The organism is Sphingobium yanoikuyae (genome assembly GCF_034424525.1).
GTDB classification, from domain to species: Bacteria; Pseudomonadota; Alphaproteobacteria; order Sphingomonadales; family Sphingomonadaceae; genus Sphingobium; species Sphingobium yanoikuyae.
Genome location: NZ_CP139979.1, coordinates 3,966,259 through 3,983,140, shown reverse-complemented (window position 1 = coordinate 3,983,140; position 16,882 = coordinate 3,966,259). Strand labels below are relative to the sequence as shown.

The 16,882-nt window shown below is 66.5% G+C and carries 22 protein-coding genes; 9 read left to right on the top strand and 13 right to left on the bottom strand.

The genetic code is table 11. From position 1 onward, the window contains the following. Positions 1-124 precede the first annotated feature (124 nt). Positions 125-292: a 50S ribosomal protein L33 gene (gene rpmG, locus U0025_RS18450; RefSeq protein WP_004208953.1), complete on the bottom strand. Its 168-nt coding sequence runs from the start codon at positions 290-292 to the stop codon at positions 125-127. Positions 293-493: 201 nt separating this feature from the next. Between rpmG and U0025_RS18445 the strand changes: the two genes are divergently transcribed. From U0025_RS18445 to U0025_RS18435, 3 genes are all read left to right on the top strand, one after another. Next, positions 494-817, top strand: coding sequence for a hypothetical protein (locus tag U0025_RS18445; RefSeq protein WP_004208952.1), 324 nt, complete (start codon positions 494-496; stop codon positions 815-817). An 11-nt stretch (positions 818-828) separates the two neighbouring features. Beyond that, a complete protein-coding gene (locus U0025_RS18440) occupies positions 829-1,395 on the top strand; it encodes a TMEM165/GDT1 family protein (protein ID WP_004208951.1) in 567 nt (188 codons plus the stop codon). A gap of 122 nt (positions 1,396-1,517) precedes the next feature. Beyond that, positions 1,518-2,009, top strand: a complete 492-nt coding sequence (locus U0025_RS18435) for a Dps family protein (protein ID WP_004208950.1) — start codon at positions 1,518-1,520, stop codon at positions 2,007-2,009. A 96-nt stretch (positions 2,010-2,105) separates the two neighbouring features. On the opposite strand, the gene U0025_RS18430 is transcribed toward U0025_RS18435, so the two are convergent. From U0025_RS18430 to U0025_RS18395, 8 genes are all read right to left on the bottom strand, one after another. Continuing rightward, entirely contained in the window at positions 2,106-2,576 is a 471-nt protein-coding gene (locus tag U0025_RS18430) for a GreA/GreB family elongation factor (protein WP_004208949.1), read from the bottom strand. Positions 2,577-2,627: 51 nt separating this feature from the next. Continuing rightward, positions 2,628-4,454: a cobaltochelatase subunit CobT gene (gene cobT, locus U0025_RS18425; RefSeq protein WP_004208948.1), complete on the bottom strand. Its 1,827-nt coding sequence runs from the start codon at positions 4,452-4,454 to the stop codon at positions 2,628-2,630. After that, positions 4,451-4,798 carry a HepT-like ribonuclease domain-containing protein gene (locus U0025_RS18420; RefSeq protein WP_004208947.1) on the bottom strand — a complete coding sequence of 116 codons (348 nt, stop codon included), beginning with the start codon at positions 4,796-4,798 and terminating at the stop codon, positions 4,451-4,453. The genes cobT and U0025_RS18420 overlap by 4 nt, the downstream gene beginning before the upstream one ends. Next, positions 4,788-5,084: a nucleotidyltransferase family protein gene (locus U0025_RS18415; RefSeq protein ID WP_004208946.1), complete on the bottom strand. Its 297-nt coding sequence runs from the start codon at positions 5,082-5,084 to the stop codon at positions 4,788-4,790. Before U0025_RS18415 ends, U0025_RS18420 begins: the two co-directional genes overlap by 11 nt. A 39-nt stretch (positions 5,085-5,123) precedes the next feature. Beyond that, a complete protein-coding gene (locus tag U0025_RS18410; RefSeq protein ID WP_004208945.1) occupies positions 5,124-5,546 on the bottom strand; it encodes an OsmC family protein in 423 nt (140 codons plus the stop codon). Positions 5,547-5,582: 36 nt separating this feature from the next. Beyond that, positions 5,583-6,590 (bottom strand): cobaltochelatase subunit CobS, encoded by a 1,008-nt coding sequence (gene cobS, locus U0025_RS18405; RefSeq protein ID WP_004208944.1) that lies wholly within the window; start codon positions 6,588-6,590, stop codon positions 5,583-5,585. Between the two features lie 86 nt (positions 6,591-6,676). After that, positions 6,677-7,969: an Hsp70 family protein gene (locus tag U0025_RS18400; protein WP_004208943.1), complete on the bottom strand. Its 1,293-nt coding sequence runs from the start codon at positions 7,967-7,969 to the stop codon at positions 6,677-6,679. Positions 7,970-8,090: 121 nt separating this feature from the next. After that, the gene (locus U0025_RS18395; protein WP_004208942.1) at positions 8,091-8,708 is read right to left on the bottom strand and encodes a J domain-containing protein; all 618 of its coding nucleotides are present in this window, start codon (positions 8,706-8,708) and stop codon (positions 8,091-8,093) included. A gap of 45 nt (positions 8,709-8,753) precedes the next feature. Between U0025_RS18395 and U0025_RS18390 the strand changes: the two genes are divergently transcribed. Continuing rightward, entirely contained in the window at positions 8,754-9,041 is a 288-nt protein-coding gene (locus U0025_RS18390) for a BolA family protein (protein WP_004208941.1), read from the top strand. 22 nt (positions 9,042-9,063) lie between these two features. Continuing rightward, a complete protein-coding gene (locus U0025_RS18385; protein WP_004208939.1) occupies positions 9,064-9,969 on the top strand; it encodes a pirin family protein in 906 nt (301 codons plus the stop codon). Between the two features lie 9 nt (positions 9,970-9,978). On the opposite strand, the gene U0025_RS18380 is transcribed toward U0025_RS18385, so the two are convergent. Beyond that, complete coding sequence (locus U0025_RS18380; RefSeq protein ID WP_004208938.1) at positions 9,979-10,836, bottom strand: MJ0042-type zinc finger domain-containing protein; 858 nt, start codon at positions 10,834-10,836, stop codon at positions 9,979-9,981. Between the two features lie 180 nt (positions 10,837-11,016). On the opposite strand from U0025_RS18380, the gene ftsE reads away from it, so the two are divergent. From ftsE to U0025_RS18360, 4 genes are read left to right on the top strand one after another with little or no spacing between them, the layout of a single operon-like run. Then, a complete protein-coding gene (ftsE, locus tag U0025_RS18375; RefSeq protein WP_004208937.1) occupies positions 11,017-11,727 on the top strand; it encodes a cell division ATP-binding protein FtsE in 711 nt (236 codons plus the stop codon). Next, the gene (locus tag U0025_RS18370; RefSeq protein WP_004208936.1) at positions 11,727-12,629 is read left to right on the top strand and encodes a cell division protein FtsX; all 903 of its coding nucleotides are present in this window, start codon (positions 11,727-11,729) and stop codon (positions 12,627-12,629) included. The genes ftsE and U0025_RS18370 overlap by 1 nt, the downstream gene beginning before the upstream one ends. Beyond that, the gene (locus tag U0025_RS18365) at positions 12,626-13,156 is read left to right on the top strand and encodes a YdcF family protein (RefSeq protein ID WP_004208935.1); all 531 of its coding nucleotides are present in this window, start codon (positions 12,626-12,628) and stop codon (positions 13,154-13,156) included. Before U0025_RS18370 ends, U0025_RS18365 begins: the two co-directional genes overlap by 4 nt. Positions 13,157-13,159: 3 nt before the next feature. After that, the gene (locus U0025_RS18360; RefSeq protein ID WP_004208934.1) at positions 13,160-13,852 is read left to right on the top strand and encodes a lysophospholipid acyltransferase family protein; all 693 of its coding nucleotides are present in this window, start codon (positions 13,160-13,162) and stop codon (positions 13,850-13,852) included. Positions 13,853-13,946: 94 nt separating this feature from the next. Here U0025_RS18360 and U0025_RS18355 read toward each other — a convergent pair whose 3' ends face one another. The 3 genes from U0025_RS18355 to U0025_RS18345 are packed head-to-tail and all read right to left on the bottom strand — an operon-like array spanning position 13,947 to position 16,804. Continuing rightward, positions 13,947-14,852, bottom strand: a complete 906-nt coding sequence (locus U0025_RS18355) for a prephenate/arogenate dehydrogenase family protein (protein WP_004208933.1) — start codon at positions 14,850-14,852, stop codon at positions 13,947-13,949. Positions 14,853-14,856: 4 nt separating this feature from the next. Beyond that, positions 14,857-15,966, bottom strand: coding sequence for a histidinol-phosphate transaminase (gene hisC, locus U0025_RS18350; protein WP_004208932.1), 1,110 nt, complete (start codon positions 15,964-15,966; stop codon positions 14,857-14,859). A gap of 46 nt (positions 15,967-16,012) precedes the next feature. Further along, the gene (locus tag U0025_RS18345; protein ID WP_004208931.1) at positions 16,013-16,804 is read right to left on the bottom strand and encodes an acid phosphatase; all 792 of its coding nucleotides are present in this window, start codon (positions 16,802-16,804) and stop codon (positions 16,013-16,015) included. Between the last annotated feature and the right edge of the window lie 78 nt (positions 16,805-16,882).

The window sequence follows — 16,882 nt, the reverse complement described above, 5'->3', positions numbered from 1 at the left end:
TCCCGATCTTCGGATCGGGGGCCTCTCCGGCGCGAATGCCAACAGGAAAAGGCCCGCTCCCAACAGGGACGGGCCTTTTTCGGTGCCGAAAGATCAGGCGCGCGGGCGCGAAGCCCGCTGCGGCTTACTTGATCTTGGCTTCCTTGAACTCGACATGCTTGCGCACGACCGGGTCATACTTGCTGAAGCTCAGCTTTTCGGTCGTGGTGCGCGGGTTCTTCTTGGTGACGTAGAAGAAGCCAGTGTCAGCCGTGCTGACGAGGCGGATCTTGACAGTTGCCGGCTTGGCCATGGCTTGGTCCCTGGTCTTGAAATAGCGTAAAAAGAAAAGCGGCCCTGTCGGACCGCCCCGTTTCAGCGGTGCCCCTTGGGGCAGATTCGCCCCGATGTCAAGGCTCGCGCGCCCAATGGAGGCTGTGCAACAGGCTTTACGGCCCTTTAACCCTATGCGCGCATGCTGCCAGGCGGGGCACGGATGAAGGGAGATGGCTCCATGCGACATGATCCGAAACTGGCGATTCTGGCGGACCTGCTGCGGCGGGTCGACGGACTCGCCGCCCAGCGCGGCCATGTGTCGGTGCCGCGCCTGCATGACGAGGTCGACCAGATCCGCCATATCGCGCGCGCCTTCCGCGTCGATAGCGTCGGCGACCTGGCCGCCACGCTCCAGTCGGTCCTCTCGCTCGACGGGCTCGATTCGGTCGTCCTCTCCTATCTCGACCGGATGCGGGACGCGATCGCCGACGAACTGCCGCCGCTCGACAATATTTTGCCGCCGGCCGCCGCGCCCGCTACGGTGCATCGCCTGCACGCCTGACGGGATTTGGAATGGACGCCTTGTTGATCGCCCTGCTGGGCTGCCTGTTCGGGGAAATCGGCGACAAGGGGCAGTTGCTTGTGCTGGCGCTCGCCCATCGTTACCAGCGTGACGGGGCGATCATCGCCGGCGTCGCCGTTGCCGCCATCGCCAATGCTGCCCTTTCCGCGGCAGCGGGCGCCTGGATCGGGCCGATGCTCGGCCATGACGCGCGCCTCCTGTTCATGGCGCTGTCGCTGCTGTTCCTGGGCGTCGGCCTGCTCTGGCCGGTGAAGATGCCCGACACGCTCGACGACTGGCGCATCGGGCCGTTCCTCACCACTGCGCTCGGCGTCTTCATCCTCGGCTTTGGCGACGGCCCGCAATTCCTGATCCTGGGCATCGCCACCCGCACGGCCGACCCGGCGCTGGCCGCGATCGGCGGCGCGATCGGCGTGATCGCCGCCAGCGTGCCGGTGATCCTGATGCGCGACCGGTTCCTCTCCGTGCTGCCGGTGCGCGCGATTCGGCTGGTCGGCGGCGGCATCGCCATATTGGCGGGTGCGGGCATGGCGATGAGCGCGATCGGGCGGCTCTGATCGATTCCCTTCATCAGCCTGACCGATAAATTGCCCAAAGATTTCCCACTTGCGGGGGCACCTTATTGACGGACAATCATTATATGTCCGAAATCAATTCCGCCCCAACAGGAGGACAATGCATGACCGCCCCCGATCTCAAGACGCCCACCGACCTCAAGAGCAATGCCACCAAGTCGGTCGCAGAGGCGCTGAACGGCGCCCTGGCCGACAGCTTTGCCCTCTATCTCAAGACCAAGAATTTCCACTGGCACGTCTCCGGCCCGCATTTCCGCGACTATCATCTGATGTTCGACGAGCAGGCGACCGAGATTCTGGGCGTGACCGACCTGATCGCCGAGCGCGTGCGCAAGACCGGCAACACCACGCTGCGCTCGATCGGCGACGTCGCCCGTCACCAGAGCGTGAAGGACAATGACGCCGATTTCGTCAGCCCGGCCGACATGCTCAAGGAACTGCGCGACGACAATCTGGCGCTGGTCGAAACCTTCCGCGCGGTGAAGGCCGCCGCGACCGAGGCAGGCGACAATGCGACCGAAGGCATTGTCGACGACTGGACCGACCAGGCCGAACAGCGCGCCTGGTTCCTGTTCGAAGCCGCCCGCGGCGCCTGAATCTGAAAAGGGCCTCCCGGCACGTCACCGGGAGGCCCTTCTATATGCGATTGCCCAAAAGCCGTTCGCTTCGAGCCTGTCGAGAAGCGTAAAGCGCTACGCCTCGTCCACCACTCCGATCTCCATGATCTCGATCGCGCTTTCCTTGCCGGCAAAATCGACCGCCTCGCCGATCTCGGCGTCCATCATCGCGCGGGCCAGCGGCGCGGAAAAGCTGATCCGCCCCTCATGCGGATCGGCCTCGTCATCGCCCACGATCGCCACGGTCTTCTCCTGCCGGTTCAGCCGATAGGTCACCCGCGTCCCGAACGCGACCGTCTCGCCATCGGCCGCCGGGCGCAGTTCCGCCGTCGCCAGTCGCATGCGCCAGTAGCGCAGCACCCGCTTGTGCTTCTTGGCAGCTTCCTCGTCCATCGCTGCGGTGTCGATCGCTTCCAGCGCCGCCACTTGTTCCTGCGTCAGCCGCAATCCGCGCGCCGTGACCCAGTTCGGCCCCAGCGGGATCGGCAGCTCGAACTTGGGCTCCATATGCTCATCGTCGCTCTCGCGACGAAAGGCGACACTCATCTTGCCTCTCCAGAATTTCAATAATGCGGGACGATGGGCCGAGGTGGCCGGTCAATCCTCGTCGAACAGGCCCGCAAGCTGTTCAACCATCGTGCCGCCCAATTGTTCGGCGTCCATGATGGTCACGGCGCGGCGATAGTAACGGGTGACGTCATGGCCGATGCCGATCGCCACCAGTTGCACCGGCGACCGGTTCTCGATCCAGTCGATCACCTGGCGCAGATGCCGTTCCAGATAGGTGCCGCTATTGACCGACAGGGTGCTGTCGTCGACCGGCGCACCGTCGGAAATCACCATCAATATGCGCCGCTCCTCGGGCCGCGCGATCAACCGCGCATGCGCCCAGAGCAGCGCCTCGCCGTCTATATTTTCCTTCAGCAGCCCTTCGCGCATCATCAGGCCCAGATTCCTGCGCGCCCGGCGCCAGGGTTCGTCGGCCTTCTTGTAGATGATGTGGCGCAGGTCGTTGAGCCGTCCCGGCATCGGCGGACGCCCCGCCGCCAGCCAGTCCTCGCGGCTCTGCCCGCCCTTCCAGGCGCGCGTGGTGAAGCCGAGAATTTCGGTCTTCACGCCGCAGCGTTCCAGCGTGCGGGCCATGATGTCGGCGCTGATCGCGGCGATACTGATCGGCCGGCCGCGCATCGATCCTGAATTGTCGATCAACAGGGTGACGACGGTGTCGCGGAACTCGGTGTCGCGCTCGATCTTGTAGGTCAGCGACCGGGTCGGGTCGATCACGATCCGCGCCAGCCGCGCTGCGTCGAGAATCCCTTCCTCCTGGTCGAAATCCCAGGAGCGAAGCTGCTGCGCCATCAACCGGCGTTGCAACCGGTTGGCGAGCTTGGTCACCGCGCCCTGCAAGGACACCAACTGCTGGTCCAGAAAGCCGCGCAGGCGATTCAGTTCATCCTCGTCGCACAGGTCGTCGGCGGTGACGACCTCGTCATGCTTCTGGGTATAGGATTTATAGTCGAAGCCGGGGGGCAGGTCGGATGTCGGCCGATTGGGCCGCACCGGCATCATGCCTTCCTCGCCCATGTCGTCGGCGCCGTCTTCCGCGTCGGCGTCGAACTCCTCGCTATAGTCGGTGTCGCCCTCTTCGGTCTCGCCGCCCTGATCCTCGGACCGGGCTTCGGCGTTCATGTCGCTGTCGCCCGATTCCTCCTGACCGGAATCGCCTTCTTCCTGCTCTTCCTCCTTGTCCTCGCCCTCATCCTCGGGCTCGGGATCGTCGGTTTCGGGCGGCACGTCGGCATCGACCAGCTGCAGATGCTCCAGCATCGCCTGGGTCAGCTTCTGGAAGGCGCGCTGATCGTCGATCGCCAGCCCCAGTGCATCCAGATCGGTGCCGGCCTTGTCCTCGATCCACTGGTCGACCAGCTTCATCGCCGGCTGCAATTCCTCGGGCACCGCCTGGCCGGTCAGCCGCTCGCGCACCTTCAGCGCCAGCGCGGTCGACAGCGGCACCTCGTCCGCCGCCCGTGCCCGGCGGATCGGGTCGGACTTCAGGCGCATCGCCAGCGCCTCGTTCAGGTTCGCGCGCACGCCATCCAGCGCCCGCGAACCGATCGCCTCGACCCGCGCCTGCTCGACCGCGTCGAACACCGCGCGCGCCACCGCTTCGCCCGGCGCCATCGCATTGTGCAGTTTGGCATTATGGTGGCGCAGCTTCAGCGCATTGGCGTCGGCAAAACCGCGCGCCAGTGCCACCTGATCGGCGGGCAAAGCGCGGCTGGGCGTCGGCACCTTGATCGCCTTGCCCACCATGTGCGGCGTGTCGGCGGTGAAGCTCACCTCCACCTCCATGTCGCGCGTCATCGCCCGCGCAGTACCAGCCAGCACATCCTTGAAGGCGTCGAGGGGGGAACGTTCGGTCATGGCAAGTCCTTCAGCGCGGCGATGCAGGCCGCACGCAGCGGCGGCAGGTCACGCTGGATCGTGATGAGAATATAGCGGAGGTCGATCGAATCATACTCATGCCGCAGGACATTGCCCAGGCCGCGAATGGCCCTGGCGGGGATTGCAGGCGCAATCTCCTCCATCCGGTCCTCGCCGATCTTGATCACCGCTTCGGTTATCCGTTGCAGGCAGCGTTCGCAGGCATCCACCGTCTTGCGATCGGCGATGAAGGCCACGATCGCCATGTCGCCGACATAGGAACGGGCCGCGTCGATATTCTCGACAATATCCTGCAACCTCTGGGCTTCGCGGCTAGAAGACACAGACGCGATCCCGATCGATCTCGTGTTGCAGTCGTGCCTTGCGGGCCGGTTCGGTGACCATGTCGACGGCGACGCCCAGCGCCTCGCGCACCGCTTCGCCGATCGCGGCCACCTCGAACAGGCCGATCCGGCCATCATCGACCAGCTTTGCCGCGACATCGACATCGGAATCCGGCCGTTGCTCGCCCCGCGCGGTCGATCCGAACAAGGACAGGCTCACCACCCCCATGGCCCGCAACTGGGCTTCATGGGCTTTCAGGCGATCGATGGCGGTGTTCCTGTCCATATATCCATCATAATGCCAAGCGCGGGCGCGGGCCAGCGTTCACCGGCCCTCCGGGTCGCCGACGCGCGGCACGGCGACGGTCTCGATCTGCGTCTCGACCTCGCTCATCAGCTTGTGGACCGGGCATTTGGCCGCGACCGCGATCAGCCTGTCATGCTGCTCGTCGCTCAACGGGCCGGTCAGGGCGATGCGGGTGGTCAGCTTGTAGATGCCGGCCCGCTCCTGGCTGGCATCGCGCACCACGCCGACATGGATATTCTCGACCGGAATGCCGTTGCGCTGTGCATACCAGAGCATGGTCATCGCCTTGCACGCGCCCAATGCCGAATCATACAGGTCATGCGGGTCCGGCCCGGCGTCATGGCCATCGGGTGCCGACATATCGGCGACGATCTCATGGCCCCGGATGCTGATCCGGTGCGCACTGCCGCCATTGGGGTCGATCCGTTCGACGACGATCATGGGTCTGCCCTCTCGTTCAAGGGGCCGTGCGAAGGTTCAGTTCGCGCGGCTCGCCACGCTCTCGGGCAGATCCTTGCCAAAGACGCGCTGATAATATTCCGCCACCAGCGGCCGTTCCGCCTCATCGCACTTGTTGAGGAAGGAGAGGCGGAAGGCGAAGCCGACATCCTTGAAGATCAGCGCATTCTGCGCCCAGCTGATCACGGTACGGGGCGACATTACGGTCGAGATATCGCCGTTGATGAAGCCCTGGCGGGTCAGTTCCGCCACCTTGATCATGCTCTCGACCTCCTTGCGGCCGCCCTCATGGTCGTACTCGCCGGACTTGGCCAGTACCACCTGCGCCTCGGTCGCGGCGGGCAGGTAGTTCAATGCCACCACCAGGTTCCAGCGGTCCATCTGGCCCTGGTTGATCTGCTGCGTGCCATGATAAAGGCCGGTCGTGTCGCCCAGGCCGACCGTGTTGGCGGTCGCGAACAGGCGGAAATGCGGGTTCGGCCGGATCACGCGATTCTGGTCCAGCAAGGTCATCTTGCCGTCGGTTTCCAGCACGCGCTGGATCACGAACATCACGTCCGGGCGGCCGGCATCATATTCGTCGAACACCAGGGCGACCGGGCGCTGCAGCGACCAGGGCAGCAGGCCTTCCTTGAATTCGGTGACCTGCTGGCCGTCCTTCAGCACGATCGCGTCGCGCCCGACCAGGTCGATGCGGCTGATATGCGCGTCCAGGTTGATGCGGATGCACGGCCATTTCAGGCGCGCGGCGATCTGTTCGATATGGCTAGACTTGCCGGTGCCATGATAGCCTTGCACCATGACGCGGCGATTGAAGGCGAAACCGGCCAGGATCGCCAGCGTGGTGTCCGGGTCGAACACATAGGCGGGGTCAAGGTCGGGCACGCGCTCATCGGCCTGGGAAAAGGCCGGAACCTTCATGTCGATGTCGATGCCGAACATCTCGCGCACGTCGACTTCGCGGTCGGGCGCCTCCATCAGCGTCTCGGAACGGGCATCGGGCTGGATGTTGGAAATGTCGGTCATGTCGTCATCATCTTCCTGCGAGTCACTCTCGCCCTAAACGATCGGGCAAGGGTGTGTCGAGACAGTGGGGGCTCGGCGGCCGGCGATCAAGCGGCCCATTCGGTCAGATTGGCCTCCTGTCCGACCAGTGCCAGCCCATGGGCGATCGATGTCAGCTCGCCGCCGGTGGCGATCCGGTCATGGCCGAAACGGCGGAAGAAGATGTCGCGGATCGCCGGGATCAGCGACGATCCCCCGGTCAGGAACACCCGATCGATGCTTTCCGGGGCGACATTGGCCTTGGCCAGCGCCTTGTCGACGGTCGTCTCGATCGCGGCGATGTCGGCCGCGATCCAGCGCTCGAAATCGCCGCGAGCGACCTCGGTCTCGATTCTGATGCCGCCGCCCTCGAAGCGGAAGGTGGCATTGTCGGCGTCCGACAAGGCCCGCTTCAGCGCGCCGACCGCATCATAGAGTGGATAGCCCAGCTCCTTCTCGATCACGATGATCATCCGGCCGATCGCGGCGGGATCGCGCGCCGCCTTCTGCAATTTGGCCAGCTCGTCCATCGTCCGCCGGTTGCGCATCAAGGCGAGGCGCGACCAGTCGGCGAAATCGGCGAAATAGCTGCGCGGTATCTCCAGTTCCTTGCCGAAGGAGGTGTAAGCGCCGCCCTTGCCCAGAATCGGCAGCACCAGCTGGTCCATGATGCGATAGTCGAACCGGTCGCCGGCCAGGCCAATGCCCGCCGATCCCAGCGGCACGCAGCGCCGCGCCGCGCCCGGCGCCTCGACCCGCACCAGTGAAAAATCGCTGGTGCCGCCGCCGAAATCCGCGACCAGGATGGTCGCCGCGCTGTCGAGCCGGCTGGCATAGCTGAACGCCGCGCCCAGCGGCTCATAGACATAATGGATCTCGCTGCCGAAGCCGGCGAACATCGCGTCATAGCGCTGCCGCGCCAGCGCCTCGTCGGGCCGGGCGCCGGCATATTCCACCGGCCGGCCGACGACGATCCGCTCGGGGCGCTTGTCCAGTGTCCCGCCGGCATGGCCGATCATACGCCCCAGGAACATCTGCCCCAGTTCCTCGAAGCGATAGCGTTTCTCGAAGATGCTGGCGCTCTCGAAGATCGGGCTGGCCGCGACCGACTTGAAGGATTGCAGGAACCGGCTGTCCTCTGGAAACTCCAGATATTCACCGATCGCCCAGGGGCCGGCCTCATGCGCCATGCCGCCCTTCACATGGCTGTCATGCCAGAAGCACAGGGCAGACCGGAACACCGCGCCGCTCGCCTGCGCGCCGGCAAATTCGACCAGTTCCGACTGGCCGGCATCGGCGATGGCGGCGACGCTGTTGGTCGTGCCGAAATCAAGGCCCAGCGCGCGCGGCTGATCCTGCATGGGGTCTCTCCGGGAAAATCGAGGGCCGGGCGCTATGGCAGCGTCATTCCCACCCGGCAAGGCCATCCTGTCCTACATCGGGGCGGGATGCCAGGTCAGAATGGAACGCAAATATACCCAGTCAGGCGAACAGCGGCACCTTGCGCAGATGGCCATAGGCCTCGATCACAGTCTGCAACTGCCCCTCCTTGGTGCGGTCGCCGCCATTATGGTCGGGATGATAGCGGCGCAGCAATTCGGTATAGCGGGTGCGCAGCGCCTTGCGGTCGGCGTCGATCGGCAGGCCCATCACCGACAGCGCCTTGCGATCCTCGGATGACAGGAACTGGCCATCCTGCCGCACCTGCGCATCGGCCCGAGCCTTGGCCACCCGTTCCTTGAACTTGGCGCCGATCGCGTCGAGCGGATCCTGGAAGTCCGACCATTTGGGCGGCGGGCTGGCGGCATTGCTGGAAAAGGCGCGAGTCTCCCGCTCCCAACCGGCATAGGGGCGCTGGGCCGCGGCAATCTCCTCCGGGCTCATGCCGGTGAAGAAATTATAGCCCTGGTTGAAGGCGCGGACATGGTCCAGGCACAGCCAGCGCCATTGCGGCCCCTCGTGATGCGACCGGTGGCCATCCTGCAATGGCGCGCGAAATTCGCCGGGTTCCGGGCAACCGGGCACGGCGCATGGGCGGTCGCTTTCCACGCGACCGTGAAAACGGTTGAAACGACGGGTCGAGAAGGGATCGCTGCTCAAGATTGTCCTGATGGAATGGCTGGCAAAGCAGCCTATATAGGGCGCATGACCACCGACCTCAAAGGCCCTGTCGCCACCGAAATCGAGGCGCGGCTGCGCGCCGCCCTGACTCCTGCCCATCTCGCCGTCATCGACGACAGCGAAAAGCATCGCGGCCATGCCGGCCATGACGGCTCGGGCGAAAGCCATTTCACCGTGGAGATCGTCGCCGAACGGTTCGTCGGTCAGAGCCGCGTCGCCCGCCAGCGCCTGGTCAATGCCGCGCTCGCCGACCTGCTGCGCGACAAGGTCCATGCCCTCGCGATCAAGGCCCGCGCACCCGGAGAAGCCTGACCCCAACGACAGGAGCCGTCCCATGTCGAGCGACAATTTGCTGCTGCAGACGATCACGCCAACGACCCATGATCTGGGCGATTTCAAGGTGCATCGCGCGCTCCCGGCGAAGGAGCGGACCATGGTCGGCCCCTTCATCTTCTTCGACCAGGCGGGGCCGGCGCTGTTGCCGACGGGGCAGGGGGTGGATGTCCGCCCCCATCCGCATATCAACCTCGCCACCGTCACCTATATGCTGGAGGGGACGTTCCTCCACCGCGATTCGCTCGGCACGCAGCAGTTGATCGGCCCCGGCGCGGTCAATCTGATGACCGCGGGCAAGGGCATCGTCCATTCGGAACGCACCCCGCCCGCCGATCGCGGCCATGACAAGAAATTGCTGGCGATCCAGACCTGGCTCGCCTTGCCGGACCGCGACGAGGAATGCGACCCGGCCTTCGAGCATGTCGAGGGCGGCAGCCTGCCGGTGCTGGAGGATCATGCCTCCTGGGCGCGGGTCATCATGGGCACGCTCTGGGGCGAGACGGCACAGGTCTCGACCTATGCCGACACCATCTATGCCGACATCCAGCTGCGTCCCGGCGGCTCGATCCCGGTCGATGCGATCGCGGAAGAACGGGCGCTCTATCTCTGGCAGGGGGCGGCCACGCTCGACGGCGTCGAGCTGCTGCCCCAGACCCTCTATGTGCTGCGCCCTGGCGTGCCCGCGACCCTGCACAGCGACCATGGCGCCAATCTCGTCCTGTGCGGCGGCGAGGCGTTCGCGACCCCGCGCCATGTCTGGTGGAATTTCGTGTCCTCGACCAAGGAGCGGCTGATGCAGGCGCGCGAGGATTGGGAAGCGATGCGCTTCCCGCTGATACCGGGCGATGATCAGGAATATATCCCGATACCGCAGGGCCGACCCAAGACCGTCAGTTATCCCTGACGGTCAGGTTTATTCCACGAAGGTCAGCGACAGATTCTCGGCATTCTTGGGAATGTCGATCCGGCTTTCGTTGATCGACGCTTCCTCGCCGGGCTTCAGCCGGGCCTTGTCCGCCTTGGTGGTCCAGCTGAACACCAGCCGGTTCTGCCGGTCGCGCAGTTGCACCAGCACCGGCGGCACCGGCAGCGCCTGCTTGCCGCTGTTCACGATCCGCGCGCCAAAAGCGAAATATTCCTCGCCGGTCGGCAGCTTGCGCCGCTCGGCAGGCTTGGAAAGATAGAAGAGCAGGTCCGGATCGCCCTCTTCGGCGACCAGCCCCATATTCACCGCCCAGGCCGGTGGCCCGAAATAATGGAGCGCCGCGCCGGCGGCCGCGACCAGCAGGAAGAAGAGAACGGCGGCCCAGGTCAGCAGCTTGGCGCCATTGCGCCGGCGCTTGGCCGGCAGTGACGGCGGCGGTGGCACCTCTTCGGCCGGCTGCGACACGCCGGCATAAATGTCGTCGAACCGGTAATCCGGCGCGATCGCGGGTGTCGGTTCGGCCGCAGGTTCGACCGGCGGCGGGGCAGCGGCCTCCGGCTGCGCGGGTGTGACCGGTTCCGGCTCGGGCGCCGGCGTGAATCGCATCGGCGCTTCGGCAGGCGCCGCTTCCACGGGCGGCGGCGGCGGTGGCGGAGGCGGAGCGGGTGGCGGCGCGACCGGCGCGGGAGCGACCGGTTCGGGCGCCTCTTCGCGCGGCGCGGGGGCGGGGCCTTCCTGGAACCAGCTATGCTTGCAGGCGGCGCACCGCACCTGGCGTCCGTCCGGGCCGACGGCGGTGTCGGGCACGATGTAGCGCGTCGCGCAATTGGGGCACACCAGGATCATTCTGCTTCATAGGCATGGCAGGGACTCTAGGGCAAGAGTCTGAAACACAGACCCGCTCATGGGCGCGACTCGCGGCATTGCGCGGGATAGTTTGTCGGCCTGCCCTTTACGCGTCCCCGCCGCCTGTGCCATGGCAGGGCTTCGGGGAAGCAGGGAGCGCATCGGCGCCACACGTCACTTATGTCGGCCATCGTCCAGTTCGAAAATGTCGGCCTGCGCTATGGTCTGGACAGCGAGACCCTGTCCGACGTCAGCTTCTCGCTCAATAGCGGCGATTTTTATTTTCTCACCGGCAGCTCGGGCGCGGGCAAGACATCCCTGCTCAAGCTCCTTTATCTCGCCCAGCGGCCCAGTCGCGGCGTGATCCGCCTGTTCGGCGAGGATGTGGTGACGCTCCCCCGCAAGCGCCTGCCCGGCTTCCGCCGCCGCATCGGCGTCGTGTTCCAGGATTTTCGGCTGGTCCCGCATCTGTCCGCCTATGACAATATCGCCCTGCCGCTGCGGGTCGCGGGCATGGAGGAAAGCGAGATCGACGCGCCGGTCAGCGAAATGCTGAACTGGGTGGGGCTGGGCGATCGCGGTCAGGCGCGCCCCGCCACCCTGTCGGGCGGGGAGCAGCAGCGCGTCGCCATCGCCCGCGCGGTGATCGGCCGGCCGGAGATTCTGGTCGCCGACGAACCGACCGGTAACGTCGACGCGGACATGGCCCGCCGCCTGATGACCCTGTTCGAGGCGCTCAACCGCCTTGGCACCACGATCGTCGTCGCGACCCATGACCTGCCGCTGATGGCCCAGGTGGCGAGCGCGCAGATGATGCGGCTGGACAAGGGCCGGCTGGCCGATCCGACCGGCGCGCTGCGCTATCCGCCCCGTCCGCAGGGTGGCGCCTGATGGCCGGGGGCAATCGTCGCAGCGCCGCGGCCGCGCGCCATCGCCTGCTGCCCGCCGGCCGGGTGGCAGGGCCGATGCCCTGGATCATTGCGATCATGATGTTCCTGACGGTGCTGGCCGCCGCTGCGGGTCTGGGCCTTGGCACCGCCGTCCGCGCGATGAGCGCCGATCTGGCCGGCCGCGCCACGGTTCAGGTGGTGGAGGCCGATGCGCAGCAGCGCGACCGTCTCTCCGCCCGCGTGCAACAGGCGCTGCGCGGCAATCGCGATGTGCGCCATGTCGCACCGGTCCCGGCCGCGACGCTGGCGCAGCAACTGCGTCCCTGGCTCGGCGCCGATGTGACCAGCGGCGACCTGCCGATCCCGGCGCTGATCGACGTCAGCCTGACGCCGGGCGATGCGGCGGCCAAGGTCGACGGGTTGCGCCGGTCGCTCGCGGCCCTGTCGCCCAGCCTGCGGGTCGAACCCCATGCCGCCTTCCTCGCGCCGCTCGCCGGCCTGCTCACCGCGCTGGGCTGGCTGTCGGGCGGGCTGGTGCTGCTGATGGGGCTTGCCACCGGCGCCGCCGTCGTGCTGGCCGCGCGTGGCGCGCATGACAGCCATCGCACGACGATCGAGGTGCTGCACCTGATGGGCGCGACCGATGTACAGATCGCTCGCCTGTTCCAGCGTCGGATCGCGCTCGACGCCACCATGGGCGGCGCATTGGGCTTTTCCTTCGCCGTGCTGGTGATCCTGCTGATCGGCGCGCGCCTGTCGGCCACCGGATCGCAGCTGATGGGCGCCGTCGCCTTGCCCTGGACCAGCTGGGCGCTGCTCGCGGCGCTGCCGATTGCCGGCATTCTCCTGTCGACGCTCACCGGTCGCTGGACCGTGCTGCGCGCGCTCGGACGCTCGCTATGATCGTCCGCCTGATCGCCGTTACGCTGCTCGGCTGGATGCTGGGCTTTGCCTGGTTCGCGATGTTCCTGCCCCAGCCGCTCGATGGGCGACAGACCGACGCGATCGTCGTGCTGACCGGCGGTGCCGGCCGCATCGACCGCGGGCTGGCCCTGCTGCAGGAGGGCGCGGCCAAGCGCATGCTGATTTCGGGCGTCGACCGCTCGGTCCGCCCGGTCGAACTGGCGGCAGAATATAAGACGCGCCTGTCGCTCTTCACCTGCTGCATCACCCTGGGGCGCGAGGCGATCGACACTCGTTCCAACGCGATCGAGACGGCCCGCTGGCTGGAGCGGCGCGATTATAAGAGCGTCCGCCTCATCACCACCGACTGGCATATGCGCCGTTCCGCGCTCGAACTGCGCCAGGCGCTTCCGGGCCGCATCAACCTCGTCTATGACGCGGTGCCCAGCCGTCCCAGCCTCACCATATTGGTGCGGGAATATAATAAATATCTCGCGCGCCGCGTGGCCGCGCTCTTTGGTATCTGATCCATGACCCTGTTCACTGCCCTTCGCTCGCTCATCTTCATGCTGACCTTCTATGTCGGCACGGCCTTCTTCGTGCTGGCGGCCGTCATCGGCGGGCTGTTCAAGCCCGCGCATGTCCAGTCGGCGGCGACCGGCTGGAGCCGCTTTCATCGTCTTTGCGTGCGCTGGATTTTGGGGCAGCGGATCGTGGTCGATGGCGACCTGCCGATCGGCCCCTATCTCTATATCGTCAAACATGAATCGATGTTCGAGACGATCGACCTGCTCTGCCTGTTCGACCGGCCGGTGATCGGCGCGAAGCGCGAACTGCTCGACATTCCCTTCTGGGGCGGCATCGCCCGGCGCTATGGCCTGATTCCGATCGAGCGGACTGCCGGCGCCAGTGCGCTGCGCAGCCTGCGCGCTTCCGCCAAGGACGCCGTGGCGCAGGGGCGGGCAGTCTGCCTGTTCCCCGAAGGGACGCGCGTCCCCCATGGCGAAGCGCCGCCGCTGAAGTCCGGCTTTGCCGGTCTCTACAGCCTGCTCGGCCTGCCGGTGGTGCCGATCGCGATCGACAGCGGCGTCGTCTCGCCGCGCGGCAAGTTCCTGAAGCGCCCCGGCACCATCACCTACAAGGTGGGCGAAATCGTCCCCACCGGCCTCGACCGCAAGGAGGCCGAGATCCGCGTCCACGCCGCGATCAACGCGCTCAATTGAACAGATTCGCAAAGCGCCCTTGGCGCTTTGCCAAGCCCGCGCGGCGCCTGAGCGTTTCAAGCTGCTGATGCGTAAGCATCATGGCAGCTTGCTATCAATGCGAGCGGCCGAAGTCGGGCTTGGCGTCGTCCTGGCCCTGTTCGATGATCGACCGGCGGATCGCGCGGGTGCGGGTGAACAGGTTGAACAGCGTGTCGCCGTCATTCCAGCGGATCGCCCGCTGTAGGGTCGACAGATCCTCCGAGAAACGCTGCAGCATTTCCAGCACGGCTTCCTTGTTCGCCAGAAACACGTCGCGCCACATGGTCGGGTCTGACGCGGCGATGCGGGTGAAGTCGCGGAAACCGCCGGCCGAATATTTGATCACCTCGCTCTGGGTGACATTCTCCAGATCACTGGCCGTGCCGACGATCGTATAGGCGATCAGATGCGGCAAATGGCTGGTCACCGCCAGCACCAGGTCATGATGCGCGGGGTCCATCGTCTCGACATCGGCGCCGACCCGGCGCCACAGTTCCGACACCCGCTCGACCGCCGCCGGATCGGCATCGGCGGGCGGGGTGACGATCGACCAGCGCCCCTTGAACAGGGTGGCAAAGCCCGCTTCCGGCCCGCTATTTTCGGTGCCGGCCACCGGGTGCGCCGGGATGATGATGCGGCCGGGCAGGGCGGCGTTGAGTTGCGCCAGCACGTCGGCCTTGCACGATCCGACATCGCTGATGATCGCGTCGGCCGGCAGTTCGTCGGCAATCTCCGCCGCCGCTGCGCCCATGGCGCGCACCGGCACGCACAAGATCACCAGTTCGGCGTCGGTGACGGATGCGCCGGCCGTATCGGTGATGTCGTCGCACAGGTCGATGCGCCGCGCGGTCTCGCGCACGTCCGGATCGGCATCATGGCCGGTGACCCGTACGGTCGGCATATATTCGCGGATCGCCCGCGCCAGCGAGGATCCGATCAGGCCAAGGCCGATGATGGTGACACGGGAAAAGGGCAGCATCGCTTCAGGCCGCCTCCGCCATGGCGCGCAGCTTGGCGGCGACGGCGCGGGTCTGTTCCTCGGTGCCGATGGTGATGCGCAGGCCGTTGGGCAGGCCCTGACCGGGCAGCCAGCGGGTGGCATAGCCCTCGTCCCACAGCCCCTTCATCGCTGCCTCGGCGGTCAGCTTGCCGTCGAACAGGATCAGCAGGAAATTGGTGCGGCTCGGCACCGCGCGCAGGCCATGGTTGGAGAGGGACGCGATCTCGCCCGCCAGCCATTCGCGCCATTGCGCATTATGGGCGCGGCTCGCCTCGACCCATTCATGGTCGTGGATCGCGGCGACCGCAGCGGCCTGGCCGGCGGTGGTCACGTTGAACGGCGCGCGGATACGGTGGAGGATGTCGATGACGTCCTGGCTGGCATAGCCCCAGCCGATCCGCTCGGCCGCCAGGCCATAGATTTTCGAGAAGGTGCGGGTGACGAACACGTTGGACGCGGTCTTGGCCAGTTCCAGCCCCGCATCATCCTCGTCCGCGTCCAGATATTCGGCATAGGCCTGGTCGAGCACGAACAGGATATCGGGGCGCAGCCCGGCGTGCAGCCGCGCAATCTCCTCCCGGCTGGTCATGGTGCCGGTGGGATTGTTGGGGTTGGCAAGGAAGACGACCTTGGTCTTCTCCGTCACGCAGGCCAGCAGCGCGTCGACATCGGTCGCGTAATCGGCGTCGGGCGCCTCGATCGGCGTCGCGCCGACGCGGCGGGCGGCGATGTCATAGACCGAAAAGCCGTAGCGGACATAAAGCACTTCGTCGCCCGGCCCGGCATAGGCGCTGGCGGCGATGTGCAGCAGTTCGTCCGACCCGGTGCCATAAATGATGCGCGCGGGGTCAAGGCCATGGACCGCGCCGATCGCCTCGCGCAGCTTGGCCGCGCCGGGATCGGGATAGGTGGCCAGGTCCGCCGTCGCCGCCACCAGCGCCGCGCGGGCAGCCGCGCCAGTGCCGAGCGGGTTCTCGTTGGCGGACAGCTTGATCAGCGGCCGGCCGTCATCGGCGGCGGACTTGCCCGGCACATAGGCATGAATGCCGAGAATCCAGTCCTTGGGGGCGGGTTTTGCTGCAGCGTCGTTCATGGATCGCGGCTTTAGCCGCTTCCACGCCAAAGGCAAAGCGGCTGGATCAGCGCGGCGCTACCAATTCCTGCCGCGCCAGTTCGCGCTGGGCACGGAACACCGGATCGGACTGCAACCGCGCATAGGTGGCCGATGCCACGACCCGCCCTGCCAGCGTGTCGCTCAGCCAATGGGCGCGACAGATGACCCGGCTCTCGCCAAATTCATAGCCGCGCTTGAGCAGCGCATCCTGCTTGTCGGGCATGACGTCGGTCAGGACCAGCGCCAGCATCCAGCCGATCGCGGTATGGCCCGACGGATAGGAGCCGTCCTTGCGCAGCATGGGCTCGTCCTGCGGGCGGCAGGTATTGCCGTCATGCTCCACGAACGGGCGCACCCGCTGATAATGGCCCTTGGCGCGCGAGGTGGAGAAGGCGGCATCCGCAGCAGCGCGGCGCAGCAACATGGTGAGGTGCGGGTGGGTGCCGTCCGACAGCGACAGGCCGGCGATCGGCTCGAACGACTGGACCATGTGCGGCCAGCCCAGGTCCGCATCCGACGCGGCCAGCGCCTGGCGATCGGCCGGCGCGGCGAGCGCGGCGCGATAGGCTTCCTCGTCGGCCGCCTTGGCGGCGGTGCCGGGGGCGGGCGGGGGCGGCAGCAGGGTCAGGCTGTTGGGCAGGGCGGCGGGGTCGAGATAGCCGCGCGGGAAGGGGATGGCCTTGGTCAGCTGTCCGACCGCCTCGATCGTGGTCGGCGGCACCGGGGCGCTGGCCGACGGCGGCGTGGCGGTGGTCGCACAGCCGCTGACCAGCAGTATCGATGCCAGAAGGAATGTCTGTTTATGGAGTGTGCGCATCGCCTGTCCGCCTTTTGCTTTGGGGCCTGACGCCCGGCCCTATCAGCAGGGGCAGGGCGCGACCATCGGTGCTTGTCC

Coding starts and splice junctions, on each gene's coding strand:
- U0025_RS18440 (WP_004208951.1), top strand. CDS start 829: ATGGACGCCTTGTTGATCGCCCTGCTGGGCTGCCTGTTCGGGGAAATC.
- U0025_RS18445 (WP_004208952.1), top strand. CDS start 494: ATGCGACATGATCCGAAACTGGCGATTCTGGCGGACCTGCTGCGGCGG.
- hisC (WP_004208932.1), bottom strand. CDS start 15,966: ATGAACGACGCTGCAGCAAAACCCGCCCCCAAGGACTGGATTCTCGGC.
- rpmG (WP_004208953.1), bottom strand. CDS start 292: ATGGCCAAGCCGGCAACTGTCAAGATCCGCCTCGTCAGCACGGCTGAC.
- ftsE (WP_004208937.1), top strand. CDS start 11,017: ATGTCGGCCATCGTCCAGTTCGAAAATGTCGGCCTGCGCTATGGTCTG.
- U0025_RS18390 (WP_004208941.1), top strand. CDS start 8,754: ATGACCACCGACCTCAAAGGCCCTGTCGCCACCGAAATCGAGGCGCGG.
- U0025_RS18415 (WP_004208946.1), bottom strand. CDS start 5,084: ATGGACAGGAACACCGCCATCGATCGCCTGAAAGCCCATGAAGCCCAG.
- U0025_RS18355 (WP_004208933.1), bottom strand. CDS start 14,852: ATGCTGCCCTTTTCCCGTGTCACCATCATCGGCCTTGGCCTGATCGGA.
- U0025_RS18360 (WP_004208934.1), top strand. CDS start 13,160: ATGACCCTGTTCACTGCCCTTCGCTCGCTCATCTTCATGCTGACCTTC.
- U0025_RS18410 (WP_004208945.1), bottom strand. CDS start 5,546: ATGATCGTCGTCGAACGGATCGACCCCAATGGCGGCAGTGCGCACCGG.
- U0025_RS18400 (WP_004208943.1), bottom strand. CDS start 7,969: ATGCAGGATCAGCCGCGCGCGCTGGGCCTTGATTTCGGCACGACCAAC.
- cobT (WP_004208948.1), bottom strand. CDS start 4,454: ATGACCGAACGTTCCCCCCTCGACGCCTTCAAGGATGTGCTGGCTGGT.
- U0025_RS18345 (WP_004208931.1), bottom strand. CDS start 16,804: ATGCGCACACTCCATAAACAGACATTCCTTCTGGCATCGATACTGCTG.
- U0025_RS18370 (WP_004208936.1), top strand. CDS start 11,727: ATGGCCGGGGGCAATCGTCGCAGCGCCGCGGCCGCGCGCCATCGCCTG.
- cobS (WP_004208944.1), bottom strand. CDS start 6,590: ATGACCGACATTTCCAACATCCAGCCCGATGCCCGTTCCGAGACGCTG.
- U0025_RS18430 (WP_004208949.1), bottom strand. CDS start 2,576: ATGAGTGTCGCCTTTCGTCGCGAGAGCGACGATGAGCATATGGAGCCC.
- U0025_RS18380 (WP_004208938.1), bottom strand. CDS start 10,836: ATGATCCTGGTGTGCCCCAATTGCGCGACGCGCTACATCGTGCCCGAC.
- U0025_RS18365 (WP_004208935.1), top strand. CDS start 12,626: ATGATCGTCCGCCTGATCGCCGTTACGCTGCTCGGCTGGATGCTGGGC.
- U0025_RS18385 (WP_004208939.1), top strand. CDS start 9,064: ATGTCGAGCGACAATTTGCTGCTGCAGACGATCACGCCAACGACCCAT.
- U0025_RS18435 (WP_004208950.1), top strand. CDS start 1,518: ATGACCGCCCCCGATCTCAAGACGCCCACCGACCTCAAGAGCAATGCC.